18 protein-coding genes are annotated in these 16,090 nt (G+C 64.6%); 7 read left to right on the top strand and 11 right to left on the bottom strand.

Annotated features, from left to right (window positions below; translation table 11 throughout):
- Positions 1–145 precede the first annotated feature (145 nt).
- Positions 146–1,051 carry a glycosyltransferase family 2 protein gene (locus A7A08_RS02485; protein ID WP_069093934.1) on the top strand — a complete coding sequence of 302 codons (906 nt, stop codon included), beginning with the start codon at positions 146–148 and terminating at the stop codon, positions 1,049–1,051.
- A 46-nt stretch (positions 1,052–1,097) separates the two neighbouring features.
- Here the strand turns inward: A7A08_RS02485 and A7A08_RS02490 are convergent, their stop codons facing one another.
- Positions 1,098–1,949 (bottom strand): glycosyltransferase family 2 protein, encoded by an 852-nt coding sequence (locus A7A08_RS02490; RefSeq protein WP_069093935.1) that lies wholly within the window; start codon positions 1,947–1,949, stop codon positions 1,098–1,100.
- Between the two features lie 130 nt (positions 1,950–2,079).
- Between A7A08_RS02490 and A7A08_RS02495 the strand changes: the two genes are divergently transcribed.
- Entirely contained in the window at positions 2,080–2,790 is a 711-nt protein-coding gene (locus A7A08_RS02495; protein WP_141693806.1) for a transglutaminase domain-containing protein, read from the top strand.
- Positions 2,791–2,802: 12 nt separating this feature from the next.
- Here A7A08_RS02495 and A7A08_RS02500 read toward each other — a convergent pair whose 3' ends face one another.
- Both A7A08_RS02500 and A7A08_RS02505 read right to left on the bottom strand, forming a co-directional pair.
- Entirely contained in the window at positions 2,803–4,197 is a 1,395-nt protein-coding gene (locus A7A08_RS02500) for a UDP-glucose dehydrogenase family protein (protein ID WP_069093937.1), read from the bottom strand.
- Between the two features lie 15 nt (positions 4,198–4,212).
- Entirely contained in the window at positions 4,213–5,106 is an 894-nt protein-coding gene (locus A7A08_RS02505) for a sulfotransferase family protein (RefSeq protein WP_069093938.1), read from the bottom strand.
- 324 nt (positions 5,107–5,430) lie between these two features.
- Here A7A08_RS02505 and A7A08_RS02510 point away from each other — a divergent pair, with 324 nt between their 5' ends.
- A complete protein-coding gene (locus tag A7A08_RS02510) occupies positions 5,431–6,609 on the top strand; it encodes a DegT/DnrJ/EryC1/StrS family aminotransferase (RefSeq protein ID WP_069094282.1) in 1,179 nt (392 codons plus the stop codon).
- Here A7A08_RS02510 and A7A08_RS02515 read toward each other — a convergent pair.
- Positions 6,606–7,766, bottom strand: a complete 1,161-nt coding sequence (locus A7A08_RS02515) for an NAD(P)/FAD-dependent oxidoreductase (protein WP_342586611.1) — start codon at positions 7,764–7,766, stop codon at positions 6,606–6,608. The two genes, A7A08_RS02510 and A7A08_RS02515, sit on opposite strands and share 4 nt — an antisense overlap.
- A 139-nt stretch (positions 7,767–7,905) precedes the next feature.
- On the opposite strand from A7A08_RS02515, the gene A7A08_RS02520 reads away from it, so the two are divergent.
- Both A7A08_RS02520 and A7A08_RS02525 read left to right on the top strand, forming a co-directional pair.
- A complete protein-coding gene (locus A7A08_RS02520; protein WP_069093939.1) occupies positions 7,906–8,913 on the top strand; it encodes an NAD-dependent epimerase in 1,008 nt (335 codons plus the stop codon).
- Between the two features lie 179 nt (positions 8,914–9,092).
- Positions 9,093–9,314: a hypothetical protein gene (locus tag A7A08_RS02525; RefSeq protein WP_069093940.1), complete on the top strand. Its 222-nt coding sequence runs from the start codon at positions 9,093–9,095 to the stop codon at positions 9,312–9,314.
- A 100-nt stretch (positions 9,315–9,414) separates the two neighbouring features.
- On the opposite strand, the gene A7A08_RS02530 is transcribed toward A7A08_RS02525, so the two are convergent.
- Entirely contained in the window at positions 9,415–9,813 is a 399-nt protein-coding gene (locus tag A7A08_RS02530; RefSeq protein WP_069093941.1) for a dihydrofolate reductase family protein, read from the bottom strand.
- Positions 9,814–9,921: 108 nt separating this feature from the next.
- Between A7A08_RS02530 and A7A08_RS02535 the strand changes: the two genes are divergently transcribed.
- Together A7A08_RS02535 and A7A08_RS02540 are read left to right on the top strand one after the other, a co-directional pair.
- A complete protein-coding gene (locus A7A08_RS02535) occupies positions 9,922–10,854 on the top strand; it encodes a DMT family transporter (protein ID WP_069093942.1) in 933 nt (310 codons plus the stop codon).
- Positions 10,855–11,014: 160 nt separating this feature from the next.
- A complete protein-coding gene (locus tag A7A08_RS02540) occupies positions 11,015–11,644 on the top strand; it encodes a DUF4864 domain-containing protein (RefSeq protein WP_069093943.1) in 630 nt (209 codons plus the stop codon).
- Positions 11,645–11,659: 15 nt separating this feature from the next.
- Here the strand turns inward: A7A08_RS02540 and tgt are convergent, their stop codons facing one another.
- From tgt to coaD, 6 genes are all read right to left on the bottom strand, one after another.
- Complete coding sequence (gene tgt, locus A7A08_RS02545; protein ID WP_069093944.1) at positions 11,660–12,796, bottom strand: tRNA guanosine(34) transglycosylase Tgt; 1,137 nt, start codon at positions 12,794–12,796, stop codon at positions 11,660–11,662.
- Entirely contained in the window at positions 12,793–13,878 is a 1,086-nt protein-coding gene (gene queA, locus A7A08_RS02550; RefSeq protein ID WP_069093945.1) for a tRNA preQ1(34) S-adenosylmethionine ribosyltransferase-isomerase QueA, read from the bottom strand. Before queA ends, tgt begins: the two co-directional genes overlap by 4 nt.
- Before the next feature lie 14 nt (positions 13,879–13,892).
- Complete coding sequence (locus tag A7A08_RS02555) at positions 13,893–14,345, bottom strand: DMT family transporter (RefSeq protein ID WP_083226377.1); 453 nt, start codon at positions 14,343–14,345, stop codon at positions 13,893–13,895.
- A 75-nt stretch (positions 14,346–14,420) separates the two neighbouring features.
- The gene (locus A7A08_RS02560; RefSeq protein ID WP_069093946.1) at positions 14,421–14,891 is read right to left on the bottom strand and encodes a peptidylprolyl isomerase; all 471 of its coding nucleotides are present in this window, start codon (positions 14,889–14,891) and stop codon (positions 14,421–14,423) included.
- A 47-nt stretch (positions 14,892–14,938) separates the two neighbouring features.
- Entirely contained in the window at positions 14,939–15,538 is a 600-nt protein-coding gene (locus A7A08_RS02565) for a peptidylprolyl isomerase (protein ID WP_069093947.1), read from the bottom strand.
- A complete protein-coding gene (coaD, locus tag A7A08_RS02570; protein ID WP_069093948.1) occupies positions 15,535–16,029 on the bottom strand; it encodes a pantetheine-phosphate adenylyltransferase in 495 nt (164 codons plus the stop codon). The genes A7A08_RS02565 and coaD overlap by 4 nt, the downstream gene beginning before the upstream one ends.
- Between the last annotated feature and the right edge of the window lie 61 nt (positions 16,030–16,090).

A 16,090-nucleotide genomic window follows, 5' to 3' on the forward strand; every position in this document is an offset into this window, starting at 1 on the left:
TTTCCGGATATGGGCGGGTCCGCACTGCTTCTTTTCGGCCAAGACGATTGGCGTTTGCCGAGGATCGTATAAGGGTAGGTCTACGGCGCGTCGCACGACGCGCGTGCCGTCAGATCGTCCGTCCCGTCGCCCTGCCCCGCCGTTCATGCCCGATACGCCGTCCATATCGCTCGTCACCCCAACGCTCAACGCCGCCCGGTTTCTGGGCGAGGCGCTTGAAAGCGTCGCGGCCCAAAGCGTTCCGGGGGTCGAGCACATTATCGCCGACGGCGGATCGACCGACGAGACCCTCGCCATCGTTCGCGCCGCCGTATCCCGCCCCACGCTCCTCGACGGCACGGATACCGGCATCTATGACGGCATGAACCGGGGGTTGGCGGCCGCCAGCGGCGAGGTCATCGGTATCCTGAATGCGGACGACCGGCTCGCGCCGGGCGCGCTGAACCACGTTGCTGAGGCTTTCGCGGCCACGCCTTCCCTGGAAACCGTCACCGGCGGGTGCATCATGATCGACGGTGAAGGCCGGGAGACGTCCCGGCTGGAGTCGCCGAACTATCCGCAATGTCCCGCCAGCCTGTTGTTCGGCGTTCCCGTCATCAATGCCCGCTTTTTCCGCCGGAGCTTTCTTGAGCGCACAGGCACATTCGATCCTGCCATGGGGCTGGGCGCGGATCGCGCATTCCTGTGGCGGTTGCTGCAGCACCGTCCCGCCGCCGCTGCGATCCCCGCGCCGCTCTACCTGTATCGCGCCCATAGCGGCTCCAGCTCGCTGGCCGGCGACCCCGACACGAAGATGCGCATCTGGCGCGAGCATCTCGCCCTCGCCGACCGGCTGCTGGCTCAGGCCGACGGGCTGAACGTACGGGTCCTCCTGTCCTGGCGTGCGCTGGAAGGCGTCAAGGCGCTTCGCCACCTGAGATCGCGCGGCGACCGGGAGGGCGCCGAGGCTCTTCGCCATGAGCTCCGGGCCGGAGATCGAGGCTGGTGGCGGAGGCTTCCCCGCGGATTGGCGCTGTGGCTCAAATGGCGGGGACGCCATTCCGGCATCTGAGGCCGATGACTGATGTCCGACGGCACTTGTCCGACGACCCCTAGGATCAGCTGCGGCGGATCCGGTCGCGTAGCACAACTTTGAGCGGCCAATTCCCGAACGGGTAGAGCCAGGCCGATTGGGCGAGTTGAAGCAGCATGGAGAGATAGTCTCCCTCGAGCCGCGAGACGGATGCGCGATTGAAGGCGAGCGCCGCTTTGAAGCGGGTGCCGTAGCCGAGCCCTGCCAGGGGCGACCAGTGCTTCGCCTCCATCCGGTCCAGCCCGGCCTCCGCCGCATCGGGCGAGAGGTGGGTACCCAGATAGATAGTGGCGAGAGGTTCCTGAAGAAATCCGATCGCTCGCGTCGCCCGGGCCATGCGGATCAGGAGGTCCCAGTCTTCGTATCGCGGAAAGCTCGTATCGTAGCCCGAGAGCCGTTCAAGGAGATCCTTGCGCGCAACGAGGGTCGAGCCCGGGGAGACATAGCAGCCCCAGACGGCGTCCAGCAGCGTCAGCGGCTCGTCGTAGGGCCGCCAGGCCGCGTGCCGATCCTCACTCTCCGGCGGCACCAGGAAAAAGTTGGTGCAGCTCGCTTCGAGATCGGCTGCCTCCATAAACGGGATCTGGCGTTCGATCTTCTCCGGCAGCCAAGCGTCGTCGCTGTCGAGCAGCGCGATCCATTCGCCTTTCGCCTCGGCGATGCCGGTATTGCGGGCCGCGGACGCGCCGCGATTGCTATCGTGCCGGATATGACGGACGCGCGCCCCATAAGGTGCCAGCGCCGCCGCAAGGTCGTCGGTCGAGGCATCGTCCACGATGAGGATCTCATCCACCTTCCGGGTCTGGGCCAGCACGCTGTCGACGGCGCGCCCGATGCTGCCGGCTCGGTTATAGGCAGGGATGACGGCGCTGATCATTGTGCGCCCCCCGGGCCGCATCGGGCGTTCGGGTGCGGAATGTTGACCGGGAAGAGGAAATGAGGTGCATACCAGCCGCGTCCCGCCGGCCGATCTCTAAGCCCTTGCCGGTGGCGTCGAATGGGATCGAATGAACCGAACACGATATATCCCCTTGCTGTTGGTCCCTCTTGGGATAGCGGCCTTGCTCGCCTGGAACAATGTGCCAGACGAGCCGGGGGACAAGGAACAAGCCGCTGCGGCCAGGCTCATGGAGACTGCGGCGCCGGATCTGGAGGTCACGGCGCCCCCCAAGGCGTTCGCGGATCAAATCGCTCTGGTGAGGGCCGTCCAGCGCGCGGTGCTCGATGCCGCGCCGGTGGATGACGGCATTCCCCTGGGGCAAGCCCGCGAGCTTTCCGATCTGATGAAGCGCGGCAAAGGGCTCTGCTATGACCGTAGCCGGGCCATCGAGACGGTGCTCAATCACTACGGTATGCGCACGCGCCATGTCTCGATCTTCAGTACGCGGGAAAGCGGCAGTACCCTGGAAGCGCTGGCCACACCCCGAATCCCCTCCCATGCGGTGTCCGAGGTGCTGACGGAAAAGGGCTGGATGGCGATCGATTCCAACCGGCCCTGGATCGGCTTGACGGCGGATGGCCGCGCGATCGGCGTAGCCGACCTCCAGTCCGACGCGCGGAAGGAATGGGCGCAGGAGGTCGAAGCGGATGTGAACCCGATCTTCCGGCGGCCATTCACCTTCGTCTACGGACTCTACAGCCGGCACGGCCGGTTCTACCCGCCCTATCTGCCGATCCCCGACATCAACTGGCGGCAGTTTCTCTACAATCTGGAGTGAGGTCGGAAACGCCTAGGATACGGCCTTGGCGAAGGTCTTTTCGCCGTCGCCGGGCGCGGCGGCATCTCTATCCGAGACGAGAGGGGCTTGCTCAGACAGCTCCCTTCCGCGGCCGACGCAGCTGTAGCGGAAGCCCGCGGCCTCGGCGCCGGCGCTCGAATAGACATTGCGGAGGTCCACCAGCACGTCGCCGCGCATCGCCTCCTTCAGCTGGCTCAGGTTGAGCGCGCGGAACTCGTTCCATTCGGTCAGGACGAGTAGGACGTCCGCGCCCTCGCAAGCCGAAAGCGCATTCTCGCACCACACGACGCCCGGAAGCTGCTCCTCGGCGTCCTTGGAGGCCTCGGGATCGTAGGCCCGGATCGCCGCCCCGCGGTCCTGCAGCATCGGCAGGATGGTGAGGCTCGGTGCTTCGCGCATGTCGTCGGTGTTTGGCTTGAACGTGACGCCGAGAACGGCAACGGTCTTGTCGCGGAGCTCGCCGCCCGCCGCCTCCTGGATGCGGCTCGCCATGCTGATCTTGCGTTCGTTGTTCACCCGGTCGACCTGCTCAACGAGCGTTACGGGAGCATGAGCCTCGCGCGCGGTGCGGATCAGGGCGGAGACGTCCTTCGGGAAGCAAGAGCCGCCATAGCCGGGGCCGGCATGAAGGAATTTCGGTCCGATCCGCTTGTCGGCGCCGATGGCGTCGGCGACCTGCTGAACATCGGCATCCACCTTCTCGCAGAGATCGGCGATCTCGTTGATGAAGCTCACCTTCATGGCGAGGAAGGCGTTGGCCGCATATTTCGCGAGCTCGGCCGATTCGCGCTCCACGAACATGACCGGTGCGCTGCGGAGGGAAAGGGGCTTGTAGAGAGCTTCCATCACCTCTTTGCCCCGTTCGCTATCGCAGCCGACGAGGACGCGGTCCGGGAACATGAAGTCCCGGATGGCCGATCCTTCGCGCAGGAATTCAGGATTGGAGCAGACGGCGAAGTCGATGTCGGGACGGAGCTCGCGCAGGCGGCGTTCTATCTCGCGGCTGGTGCCCACGGGGACGGTCGACTTGGTGGTGATCACGGCGCCGTCCTGGAGATGGGGCGCGATGTCCTTCACCGCCTCGAAGATATAGCTTAGGTCGGCATAACCGCTGCCGCGGCGCATGGGCGTGCCGACGGCCAGGAGCACCAGCTCGGACTGCTTGACGGCGCCCTCCAGCTCGATGGTGAAGCGGATGCGACCAGCCTTGACGTTGCGCTCGATCAGATCGTCGAGACCTGGTTCGTAAATCGGCATCCGGCCGCGTTCCAGATCCGCGACGCGCTCGGCGTTGTTGTCGACGCAGATCACGTCCCATCCGAAATCGGCGAAGCAGGCCGCGGAAACCAGGCCCACATAGCCCGCGCCAAGCATGCAAATTTTCATAACGTCCTCGGCCCTTTAGCTATCCGATCCTCCGATACTGCCTGGCGCGTGGCTTGGCAAGGCAGTCCCCCCGCGCCACCGCCACACGGGCAGCCCGTATCTGATCAGCAACGGGAAACAGATGACAGACACAAGACAGCCGACGGCAACGGGTAGCTTTTCGCACCACTCCTCGTCGAGTGCGACGGTTGCGGATTTGATCACCCGCATGGGGTTGCCGGCGATGGCGTGATTGCTGCCGGCCTCGTCCGACAAGACCCGGCCTGTGAGGGGCGCCCCCGGGATAATTTCATCGAGAGGTGCCGGAAGTCCCTTGAGGATCACGTCGTTGTAGAGGGCGCGGGTCACGTCGCGTCCGGCCCGGAGGCGGAAGAGCTCTGCGGCGAGATTCGCAAACACCCAGGATACGGCCACCTTCACGGCGAGCGATGCGCGCCCAAGAGCGCTGTCAGGGGCGCCCCTTCGCTCGTCGCGCAGCCGGAAAACCGACCACAGCACGGCACGGGGATCGCGCACCAGATGCAGCATGTGGAGCGGAATCGACAGCTTGCGCCGGAGATAAAAGGCATGGCTTGCGTGAAGCCAGGCGGTCTTGGACGCATCAACGATATACCGCTTGTGCGCGGTCTCCGCGATTCGCTCCAAGAGCTTCAGATGGGTGCGCCGGTCGGCAAAGCGGGTGGGTTCGTCGACAACTCCCCGCAACACAGGCGCCCAGACGGGGCAGTCCCGCAAGGTCTCGCCGCAAATGCAGCGGCGGCCGGGCCGCTGCAAGAAGCGCGGTGCCGTGATCACCTCACCGAGATTCAGAACATCGGGGTTCAGGGCCAGGATACGGCCGAGCAGCGTCGAGCCGCTACGTCCGTAGCCGCCGATATAGAGCAGCGTTTTTGGGGGCGCCTGCACCATCGGCAGAAACTCCGATATCCGCCGCCGAAAGTCGAGACGCGTCGTGGTCGCGCGGAGCGGCAGCCCAGGGCCCGGCGCTCCCTCCCCCCGTGTCAAATCGCCGCCGAACGCAGCAAGATCATTGTTGCTCGCCGCAACCGAGTTGTGCAGGAATTGCGCCCGACAATCGAGCCGTTCCGCAGAGGTGGATGGTCGAACGGGCCTCTTACATTCTCCTCATTTCCGGCGCATCAGCTTGCCAAAGCTAAGCTCCGGTCCGACCGCGGGCCAGTGGGCGTGACCGGAACGCGAGGGCCGCATCCAAACGGGGATCGAACTATGACCATGACTGACGTTAATGCACGCGAGCGCACCGAAAGCGTCGCCAAGCCCCTCGCCTTCATCGATCTCGCCGCCCAGCAGGAACGTATCCGGCCGCAAGTCGAGCAGGCCGTGCTGCGGGTGCTCGATCACGGCAAATACATCATGGGTCCGGAGATCACCCAGCTGGAGGAGGATCTCGCGCGGTTCTGCGGCGCCAAGCATTCCATCGCCTGCGGCAGCGGCACCGATGCGCTTCTGATGCTGCTCATGGCGAAGGGGATCGGCCCCGGCGATGCTGTGATCTGCCCCTCCTTCACCTTCACGGCAACGGCGGAGATGGTCGCCCTGCTCGGCGCCTCGCCGGTGTTCATCGACATCGAGGAGGAGAGCTTCAATCTCGATCCCGCGCAGCTTCCGGCCGCGGTCGAGGCGGCGAAAGCCGCAGGCCTGACGCCGAAGGGTATCATCGCCGTCGATCTGTTCGGCCTTCCTGCCGACTACGACGCCATCGAAGCCTTCGCCGAAGAGAACGGGCTCTGGGTGCTGGACGATGCGGCCCAGGGCTTTGGCGGGACGTATAAGGGCCGGAAGGTCGGCACCTTCGGCTACGGCACGGCGACGAGCTTCTTCCCGGCCAAGCCGCTCGGCGGTTATGGCGATAGCGGCGCCATCTTCACCGACGACGAGGCTCTGGTGGAGACGCTCCACTCGATCCGCAATCACGGCGCTTCGACCAAGAGCTTCGACAATCCAATCGTCGGCCTCAATGGCCGCATGGATTCCATGCAGGCCGGCATCCTGATCGAGAAGCTGAAGATCTTCCCCGACGAGATCGAGGCCCGCGACCGGATCGCGGCGACCTATAATGCCGGTTTCGAAGGGCTTTCCGACGTCGTCACGCCTGTGGTGCCCGATGGGCTGCAGTCGGTCTGGGCCCAGTACACCCTCAAGATCAAGTCGGGTTTGCGCGATTCCCTCGTGGCGGCCCTTAAGGACATGAACGTCCCGACGGCCATCCACTATCTGAAGGGCATCCATCTGCGCACGACCTATGCGGATTATCCGCGCACCGGCGGCGCCCTGCCCGTGACCGACAGGCTTTGCGGCGAGGTGGTGAGCCTGCCCATGCATCCCTATCTCAGCGACGAAGATCAGGCGCGGATCATCGATGCGGTCCGCAGCGCCATGGCATCGCTCTAGTCCGCCAAGGGGTTCCTCTTAGTACACCGGGGCGGACGCCCCCTGCTCGAGCAGGGCGGCGACATGGTCAGCGATGGCCATGGAGGCGGTGAGCCCGGGGCTCTCGATGCCGTAGAGGGTGACAAGTCCCGGAATGCCATGGGTCTCCGGACCGTCGATCCTGAAATCGGCAGCCGGCTCCCCTTCCTGATAGATCTTGGCGCGAATGCGACATAGTCGGGATGAATGGCGTTCTCGGGCATGTTCGGCCAGTAGAGGCGGATGGCCTGCTCGAAGCGCTGCTTACGGGCGCCGCCTTCCGTATCGAAGCCGTAATCGACTCGTTCGACCCATTGATTGTCGGGGCCGAACCGCAGCTGATTTCCCAGATCGATGGTCGCATGAACACCGAGCCAGGCCCCGCTCGGCATGGGATAGATCAAATGATTGAAGGGATTGATGCCGGAATAGGCAAAGTAATGCCCCTTCGCCGGATAGGTGCGCGGCACGTCGTAATGGCGGGGATAGTATAGGCCCCTGGCGAGACGGCTGCTGTCGAGGCCTGCGGCGATGACGACGCGGCGGCAGGTCACCGTATACGGCCTGCCCCCCTCCGACGTCTCGATCTTGAACAGCTCTCCGGGACGCAGGAGGCGATCGACCTGGGTGTTCAGAACGACCTGACCGCGATTGTCGGTGAGGTCGCCCTCCAGGCTCCCCATGAGCGCGTGACTGTCGATGATCCCGGACGATGGAGACAGCAGCGCCGCCACGCAATGGACTTCCGGCTCCATGGCGCGGACCTCATGGCCCGTGAGCTCCAGGATGTCGTCCACCCCGCTCCGCCCCGCATTCGCCTTCAACAGTTTGAGATGCGGGATCTCGGCGGTCGATGTCGCCACCACGAGCTTGCCGCAGCGGCGGTACGGGATGCCTCGTTCCTCCGCATAGGCGTAGAGCATCCGCCGGCCCTGCACGCAAAGATGGGCCCGCAGGGAGGTCGGCGGATAATACAGCCCCGCGTGGACGACCTCGGAATTCCGCGAGCTCGCCTCCGTGCCGGTCGCCTCATGGCGCTCCAGCAGCAGGACCTCGCCGCCGGCTTTGGCCAGGGCTCGGCCAATCGCCAGCCCGACCACGCCGCCGCCGATAACTATGGTGTCGACATCTGGCGTCACGACCCGTTATTCCGCATGCGAATCGGTTGAAAGGGTATCCGGGGCTGGCCGCCGCCGATAGAGTGCCGCGGCCTTAGACGGACGCATGAACTAACGCAGTTATGGATTGGCATATGAGCTTCGAGGTGGGAACGGTCCGATGAGAATCCTGGTGACCGGCGCTGCAGGCTTCATCGGCTTCCATACGGCCAAATTGCTGCTCGCGCGCGGGGACGAGGTGGTCGGTCTCGATAACCTCAACGATTATTATGATGTCTCTCTTAAGGAAGCGCGACTAGCGCAGCTCGAAGGCGAGCCGGGCTTCACTTTTCACAAGCTCGACCTCGCGGACCGTCAGGGAATGGCGACGCTGTTCTCCGAGGCGCGGCCGCAGCGGGTGATCCATCTCGCAGCCCAGGCCGGCGTTCGCCACTCCCTGAAGGACCCCCACGCCTACGCCCAATCGAATCTGCTCGGCTTCCTGAATGTGCTGGAAGGCTGCCGCCAGGCGGCGGTGGAGCACCTGGTGTTTGCATCCTCCAGCTCGGTCTACGGCGGCAACACCAAGACGCCCTTCAGCGTGCACGATCCCGTCGACCATCCCTTGAGCCTCTACGCGGCGACAAAGCAGTCGAACGAGCTGATGGCGCATTCCTATGCCCATCTCTACGGCCTGCCAGTGACCGGTTTGCGCTTCTTCACGGTCTACGGCCCATGGGGACGCCCAGACATGTCGCCCTTTATCTTCACCAAGCGGATTCTCGAAGGCCAGCCGATCGAGGTGTTCAACAACGGCGAGCACGCCCGCGACTTCACCTATATCGACGATATCGTGGATGGCGTGGTGCGCTCGGTCGACAGGATCGCCACGCCCGATACCGGCTGGTCCGGGGATGCGCCGGATCCCGCCACCTCGTCGGCGCCCTACCGGCTCTACAATATCGGCAACAACTCCCCCGTGCCGCTCATGGACTATATCGCCTGCATCGAGAACGCGACGGGCAAGCAGGCGATCAAGGAATTCCTGCCGATGCAGCCCGGCGACGTGCATACCACCTATGCGGATATCGACGATTTGCAGCGGGATATCGGGTTCCGCCCGGACACGCCGCTGGAGATCGGGATGGCGCGGTTCGTAGCCTGGTACCGGGAGTATTACGGAATTTAGGATATTCGCCCTATAGGGGGCGCGCCGCGGCAGAAAGCGGCGGTGATGACGGTTCAACCACCCGTCCGAACGACTTGCTGTAACGACTTGCCCACAGCTTCAACTTCATGGTTCCGACGCGCTTCTCCTTTATTGGGCCGTAGTCTATCCTGCGCTCACCACAAGGGAGGGTACTTGTAATGCGCGTGCTTATACTACTGATCGTCATCATCGTGGCCCTGGTCATCGTTCAGCATGAGCGGAACGATTGTAAATGGGGCGAACCGAGCTGGATGGAATGCATCATGACGGTCGGCGAGGTATCGGTGCCCGACGTCGACGTGGATGTCGATTCCAGCTCCGATGCCGACAACGAAGCGGAGCCGGGGCCAAAGGATCAAGGTCCGGACGTCTCTCCGTAACGGTCGACACAGAAAACGGGCGCGGGGCTGCGAGGCCCCGCTTTCCCTCAAGTTCCGCAGGCGCTCGGACCCGTCGGCGAACGGTTGGCCGCGAACGGCGCTACTTGGTCTGGACGACCCATTCCGGGTTGAACCAGCGATCAGCCTCGCCGTCATACGGCAAGCGATTGATATCCCAATGCTGGATATAGGGCGCATAGACGTCCCAGACGGGCGGCCCGCCGCCGACATAGACGATCCGGTTCTCGAATTTCGCCAAGACCTCCTCAGGATCCATATGAGAGCGGATCTCGAAGATCGTGCGGTCGCGATAGGCCCAATCGGGCACGGCCCCGATGGTGGTCGGCCCCGCGATCAGCACATGACCTCGCGTGATATCGAAGAATCGCGCAACGTCGGCCTTGTACTCGCGGCCCTGGTTGCCTTCCCAGGGCAGCCTCCCATTCAGGCCGAGCTGGCCGCTTTGTCCGATGGCAATGATCGAGCGGATATCCGCCATGTCGTTTGATCCTCAGAAGCTCAATGTGCTCCGGGCCTACCATGCCAGGCGCTCCGCGGTCATGCCAATCCGTCCCTTCGCCCCCGTTCAGACCGGTCTCCGCTAGAGATGGCGGAGCGTCTGCTTTCGGACGGTTTCGAGGGTCCGCGCCACCGGCTGATCGCGATCGCCCTGATGATCGGAGCGGTGGTGAGCTTCTCGCTGCTGGATTCGACGGCGAAATACCTGGTGACGTCCGGCTTGCCCGTAGCGGAAGTCGTGTGGGTGCGGTTCACCGCCCATGCGGTCTTCACGTTCCTGGTGCTGTGGCCCATCGCGACCGTTTCGCCCTTCAGAACGAAGAAGCCGTTCCATCAGATCCTGCGCTCGCTCTTCATGTTCGGCGCCACGGCGCTCAACTTCTTCGCTCTGCGTTATCTGCAGCTCGACCAGACCGTGACGATCTTCTTCCTGGGACCGCTGATCGTGGCGGGTCTCGCGGGTCCCATCCTTGGCGAATGGGTCGGATGGCGGCGTCTCATGGCCATCATGGTCGGCTTTGTCGGCGTGCTCATCGTGATGCGGCCGGGGCTTGGCGGCATCCATTGGGCGGCGAGCCTGACCCTGATCTCGACCTTTTGTCTTGCGTGCTACAGCATCTGGACGCGGATGCTCGCCCATTACGATCCCGCGGAGGTCACCCAGTTCTATTCCCCGCTGGCGGGCGTGGTGCTGGCGATGCCGTTCGCGCTGGCCGCCTGGCAGATGCCGCCGGACGGGTTTACGTGGCTGCTCTTCGCGAGCCTCGGTCTTTGGGGCGGCGGCGGCCACTGGCTGCTGATCCTCGCCCATCGCCGGGCGCCCGCCCCCGTTCTCGCGCCGTTCATCTATGTCGGGCTGCTCTCGAACACGATCATCGGCTACGCGGTCTTCGGTGACATTCCCACCTGGTGGACCCTGGGCGGCGGCGCGGTGGTGATCCTCTCGGGCCTCTATCTCATCTGGCGGGAGCGCTTGGGCAAAGGCGATGCCGAGGCGGCCGCAGATATCGCGCCGCGATAAAAGGCGGAAAAGCGCCGTTTCCCAGAAGCGAAATTAAACCTTCATTTACCATGAGCGCCCGGGAGGAAACTCTCGGGCGGTTTCGAAGTTCTTACCTGCAGAAGGGAATGGGGCAGGAATTCGAGACGATGAATTTCGAGACGTTGAAGGAGACGTCTTCATGAGGAACATGACCGCTGCGCTTCCGAAAGCTTCCGCCAAATTTGCGCTCCCGGCTCTGGTCTTCGCCGGCGCTCTTGGCGCGATGCAGGCTCAATCCGCCGCCCAGTCCGCCTCCGGCACCATGCAGGAGAGCGTTACCGTGGCAATGCGGGTCAATCCCTCCACCACGCCCAATATCACGGTTGTTCCGAAGACCGCAGCGGCTGACCGCGCTATCCAGAACGACGCCAGGAAGGACGACGTCAAGACGGACGACTTGGATGCTTTCGACCTTTCCGCAGAAATGCGCGACGGCATCGAAGACACGGTTCGCGAACAGCTGACCGCGCTCGTCAAAGGCGACGCCAATATGGCGTTTGCGAACCTGGCGCCGGAGACCCAGCGTTTCTTTTCCGAGCCCCAGCGCTTCATGCGCAGTGTGGCGACCGATGCTCCGCCCGTGGTGAAGACCAAGAGCTTCGCCTTCGTCGGCCTTGAGCAGGATCGCGGCGCCGCCCAGCAGCAGGTGCTGCTGACGGATCAAGACGGCCGCAGCTGGCTTGCGAAATTCCAGGTCGAGCAGCAACTGACCGGCGACTGGCGCGTTAAAAGCTGCGTCGTCGAGGCGGCACCCGGCCAGCAGGCCTAGCGCTTTTCCCCCGTACTACTCGCTCCCCTTCGGGCCGGTGTCTCCGTAGCGCCGGCCCATTTCTTTGGAAAAGTCGTCGAATTCGCCGACTTCGATGGCCGTGCGGGCGCGTGCCATCAGCTCCTGATAGAAATGGATATTCGCCCAGCTCAACAACATCGCGCCCAGCATCTCTCCCGACTTCACCAGATGATGAAGATAAGCGCGGGAGTATTGCGCTGCGGGACAGCTGCTCTCCGCGTCGAGCGGCGTCTCATCCTCCGCGTATTGGCTGTTGCGAAGATTGCAGCGGCCCGCCCAAGTGAAGGCCTGGCCATGGCGGCCGGACCGCGTGGGCATGACGCAATCGAACATGTCGACGCCCTGGCCGATAGCCGCGATCAGATCCTGCGGGGTGCCGACACCCATCAGGTAGCGCGGCTTGTCCTCGGGGAGGAATTGCGTGGTGATGCCGACCATCTCGACCATGGTCTCGTGGCCCTCGCCCACGGCAAGACCGCCGATGGCATAGCCCGGGAAGCCGATCTCGACGAGGGCGCCGGCGCTCTCCTTCCGCAGGTCCGGATAGGTGCTGCCCTGGACGATGCCGAACAGCGCCTGTCCGGGTTTGGACATCTCCGCAAATGCCGTCTTGCAGCGGGCCGCCCAACGCATGGACAGGTCGAGGGAGCGCTTCGCCTCGTCCCGCGTCGCCGGAAAGGGCGTGCACTCGTCGAGGACCATCTGGATATCCGAGCCGAGGAGGCATTGGATCTCCACGGCCCGCTCGGGGGTCAGCATATGACGCGACCCGTCGATATGGGACTGGAAGGCGACGCCTTCCTCGGTGATCTTGCGGAGCTTCGACAGGGACATGACCTGGTAGCCGCCGGAATCGGTGAGGATGGGCTTTTCCCAATGCATGAAGCGATGGAGCCCCCCGAGCCTGGCGACGCGCTCGGCGCCCGGGCGCAGCATCAGATGGTAGGTGTTGCCGAGGATGATATCGGCCCCGGTCGCCTCGACGGTCTCCGGGAACATCGCCTTCACCGTGGCGGCCGTGCCCACGGGCATGAAGGCGGGCGTGCGAATGGGGCCGCGAGGCGTGGCGATCTCGCCGCGCCGGGCCGCGCCGTCCCTGGCGAGCAGCCGAAAGGTGAAGTCCTTCGTCACGAGCGCTCATCTCCCGGGCTCAGCAGGCAGGCATCGCCATAGGAATAGAAGCGATAGCCTTGCGCGATAGCATGGGCGTAGGCCCGGCGCATCACCTCCAACCCGGAGAAGGCCGATACGAGCATGAACAGGGTCGAGCGCGGCAGGTGAAAATTGGTCATCATCCGGTCGACATAGCGGAAGCGGTAGCCCGGCGTGATGAAGATGTCCGTGGCGCCGTTGAAGGGATGCAGCACCCCTTCCTCGTCGGCGGCGCTCTCCAGCAGCCGCATGGCGGTGGTCCCCACGGCGACGATTTTGCCGCCGCGCGCCTTCACGCCATTCAGCGCATCCGCGGTCGCCCGGTCGATCATGCCGGTCTCCGAATGCATCACGTGATCGTCGGTATCCTCCGCCTTGACCGGAAGGAAGGTCCCCGGCCCCACATGCAGCGTCAGCCAGTGGCGGGCGATGCGCCGCGCATCGAGCGCGTCCATCAGGGCATCGGTGAAATGCAGTCCCGCGGTCGGGGCGGCGACGGCGCCCTCCTTGGCGGCATAGATGGTCTGGTAGTCCTGCCGGTCGCTTTCTTCGGCGGGGCGCTTGGAAGCGATATAAGGCGGAAGCGGCATGGCGCCGTGCCGGGCGATCGCCTCGTCGAGCGCCGGCCCGGTGAGATCGAAGGCCAGGGTCACGGCACCGCCCTCGCCCCTCGCCTCGACCGTCGCGTCGAGACGGCCTGCGAGGCAGACATCGCCTTCACCTCCGAAGCCGATGCGGTCGCCTTCGCGGAGACGCTTGGCCGGGCGGGCGAAACCGTGCCACCGGCTGTCGCCTGCACGCTCGGTCAGATTGACCGTGACGGATGCGACCGCGTCGTCCCGCCTCCTTATCCCGCGGAGCTCCGCCGGAATAACGCGGGTGTCGTTGAAGACGAGGGCGTCTCCCGGCTCCAGCAAATACGGCAGGTTCCGGACCGAGCAGTCGCGCAGGCTGCCGGTGGCGCCATCGACGGCGAGCAGCCGTGCGGAATCCCGCGGGCTTACCGGCCGGAGGGCGATGAGCTCCTCCGGCAGTTCGAAATGGAAGAGGTCGGTGCGCACGCCGGGCTCGGACCCTAGAGCAGCCGGACCATGAGCGCGCCGATGACGACCAGGAGCGCGCCGGTGATGCGGCCGATGGAGAGGTCTCGCTCCAGAAGGTCGAACAGCGCCAGACGGTCCAAAAGCAGCGCGGTGAAGAGCTGGCCCGCGATGGCGAGCGCCATGACGGCCGCAATGCCGATCTTCGGGGCCAAGGTAATGGTCATGGTCACGAAGGCCGCGCCCAGCAGGCCGCCGGCGAAGATCATATAGGCGGGCATGGTGGTGAGCGCGCCGAGATTGGTGCTGCGGGCGAAGAGTCCGCAGAACATGATGAGCGCGATCGTGCCGACGCAGAACGAGAGGGTAGCGGCGGCGATGGGGTTGCCCAGATGGGACGCGGCCTGGGCGTTGATCGGCGCCTGGAGGGCAATGAACCCGCCGCCGACAAACGCCACGAGGGTCAACACGATCGCCTGCAGCCCCATCGTCTTCGCTTTCCCGTTCTCGATTTTCTCTCGGGCGAACGCCTGCGCGGCCGTTCGCCCTGCCCGATGCCTAGCCTACTGAACGTCCGCCGCAACCCGAACGGATTTCATCTTGTCCGGGGTCTCGGGCGGCTCGCCGCGGGTGATCTTGTCGACATTCTCCATCCCGTCGACGACCTTGCCCCAAACCGTGTACTGGCCGTTCAGGAAGGGGCCGTCGGCGAACATGATGAAGAACTGGCTGTTGGCGCTATCCGGGTGCTGCGCCCGGGCCGCCCCCACGGTGCCGCGGGTGAACGGCTCCTGGGAGAACTCCGCCGGAACGTCGGGATAGTCCGAGCCGCCCATGCCGGTGCCCGTCGGATCGCCGGTCTGGGCCATGAAGCCATCGATCACCCGGTGGAACACGACGCCGTCATAGAAGCCGTCGCGGGCAAGCTGCTTGATGCGCTCCACGTGCTTCGGCGCGAGATCGGGACGGAGCTCGATGGTCACCGGGCCGCGGTCCGTTTCGATGATGAGGGTATCTTCTGGGCTTGCAGTCATCGGGGCCTCCCTTGCTGCTGTTATGGCGCTTTCTTCGAAACGTCCGATTATTTCTGGAGCGCCTGCTTGGCCTTCGCTTGCGATGCGGCATCCGCGTCGGCGGCGATCTGCATCTTCACGATCTTGTCGGGGTTCTCCACGGTGCCGGAAGGCGGCGTGCCCCGCTTGATGTTGTCGACATGCTCCATGCCGTCGATCACCTCGCCCCAGACCGTGTACTGGCCGTTCAAGGACGGCGTCTCGGCGAACATGATGAAGAACTGGCTGTTGGCGCTGTCGGGATCCTGGCTGCGCGCCGCGCCCACAGTGCCGCGAACGAAAGGCTCCTGCGAGAATTCGGCCGCGACGTCGGGATAGTCGGAGCCGCCCATGCCGGTGCCGGTCGGGTCGCCGGTCTGGGCCATGAAGCCGTCGAGCACGCGGTGGAAGACGATGCCGTCATAGAAGCCCTCCCGCGTGAGCTTCTTGATACGCTCCACGTGGTTGGGCGCCAGGTCGGGCCTCAGGAGGATGGTGACTCGGCCGTCCTTCAGATCGAGGAGCAGCGTGTTTTCCAGGGTCTTCTCGGGCGCCGCCTGAACGGCGGTCGCGACCGGCGCGAACGCGAAGAGAAGGCCGGCGACAAGCGCGATACGGGCAAAGATCATTTGGACAGTTTCCTCTTGAATGCATCTGCGACGCAGGCCGGAACGAAGGGCGTGACGTCGCCTCCCATCTCGGCAATCTGCCGGACGAGGGTGGCGGTGATGTGTCGCGTGCCCGGCGACGAGGCCAGGAACATGGTCTCGAGGTGGGGCGACAGCGCGGCGTTCATGCCGGCCATCTGCATCTCGTAATCGAAATCGGCCGCGTCGCGAAGGCCGCGGATGATGATGCTCGCGCCTTCGATCTTGGCGGCGTCCACCACCAGACCTTCGAAAGTGGCGATCTTCACATCCAGGCCCGTGTCGCGCGCGACCGTATGGAGGCTCTGCTTGGCGAGGTCGATCCGCTCACCCGGCGAGAACATCGGATTCTTCTGGTGGTGGATGCCGATGGCGATGACCAGGCGGTCCACGAGCCTTGCGGCGCGGCGCACGATGTCGACGTGGCCGAAGGTGATGGGATCGAAGCTTCCGGGATAGAGAGCGGTGCGCATACGGCAGGGACTCCAGGCGACTCGCGGACGGGACTCACCCCCGATGGATGAGGTCCGCGGC

It is taken from the genome of Methyloligella halotolerans (assembly GCF_001708935.1).
Classification (GTDB): domain Bacteria; phylum Pseudomonadota; class Alphaproteobacteria; order Rhizobiales; family Methyloligellaceae; genus Methyloligella; species Methyloligella halotolerans.

Excerpts from the sequence above, each read along its gene's own strand:
- A7A08_RS02520 (WP_069093939.1), top strand. The coding sequence starts at position 7,906 with ATGAGAATCCTGGTGACCGGCGCTGCAGGCTTCATCGGCTTCCATACG.
- A7A08_RS02560 (WP_069093946.1), bottom strand. The coding sequence starts at position 14,891 with ATGACTGCAAGCCCAGAAGATACCCTCATCATCGAAACGGACCGCGGC.
- A7A08_RS02490 (WP_069093935.1), bottom strand. The coding sequence starts at position 1,949 with ATGATCAGCGCCGTCATCCCTGCCTATAACCGAGCCGGCAGCATCGGG.
- A7A08_RS02505 (WP_069093938.1), bottom strand. The coding sequence starts at position 5,106 with ATGGTGCAGGCGCCCCCAAAAACGCTGCTCTATATCGGCGGCTACGGA.
- A7A08_RS02540 (WP_069093943.1), top strand. The coding sequence starts at position 11,015 with ATGAGGAACATGACCGCTGCGCTTCCGAAAGCTTCCGCCAAATTTGCG.
- A7A08_RS02530 (WP_069093941.1), bottom strand. The coding sequence starts at position 9,813 with ATGGCGGATATCCGCTCGATCATTGCCATCGGACAAAGCGGCCAGCTC.
- A7A08_RS02500 (WP_069093937.1), bottom strand. The coding sequence starts at position 4,197 with ATGAAAATTTGCATGCTTGGCGCGGGCTATGTGGGCCTGGTTTCCGCG.
- coaD (WP_069093948.1), bottom strand. The coding sequence starts at position 16,029 with ATGCGCACCGCTCTCTATCCCGGAAGCTTCGATCCCATCACCTTCGGC.
- A7A08_RS02495 (WP_141693806.1), top strand. The coding sequence starts at position 2,080 with ATGAACCGAACACGATATATCCCCTTGCTGTTGGTCCCTCTTGGGATA.
- A7A08_RS02555 (WP_083226377.1), bottom strand. The coding sequence starts at position 14,345 with ATGGGGCTGCAGGCGATCGTGTTGACCCTCGTGGCGTTTGTCGGCGGC.
- A7A08_RS02565 (WP_069093947.1), bottom strand. The coding sequence starts at position 15,538 with ATGATCTTTGCCCGTATCGCGCTTGTCGCCGGCCTTCTCTTCGCGTTC.
- A7A08_RS02510 (WP_069094282.1), top strand. The coding sequence starts at position 5,431 with ATGACTGACGTTAATGCACGCGAGCGCACCGAAAGCGTCGCCAAGCCC.
- A7A08_RS02535 (WP_069093942.1), top strand. The coding sequence starts at position 9,922 with ATGGCGGAGCGTCTGCTTTCGGACGGTTTCGAGGGTCCGCGCCACCGG.
- A7A08_RS02485 (WP_069093934.1), top strand. The coding sequence starts at position 146 with ATGCCCGATACGCCGTCCATATCGCTCGTCACCCCAACGCTCAACGCC.
- A7A08_RS02525 (WP_069093940.1), top strand. The coding sequence starts at position 9,093 with ATGCGCGTGCTTATACTACTGATCGTCATCATCGTGGCCCTGGTCATC.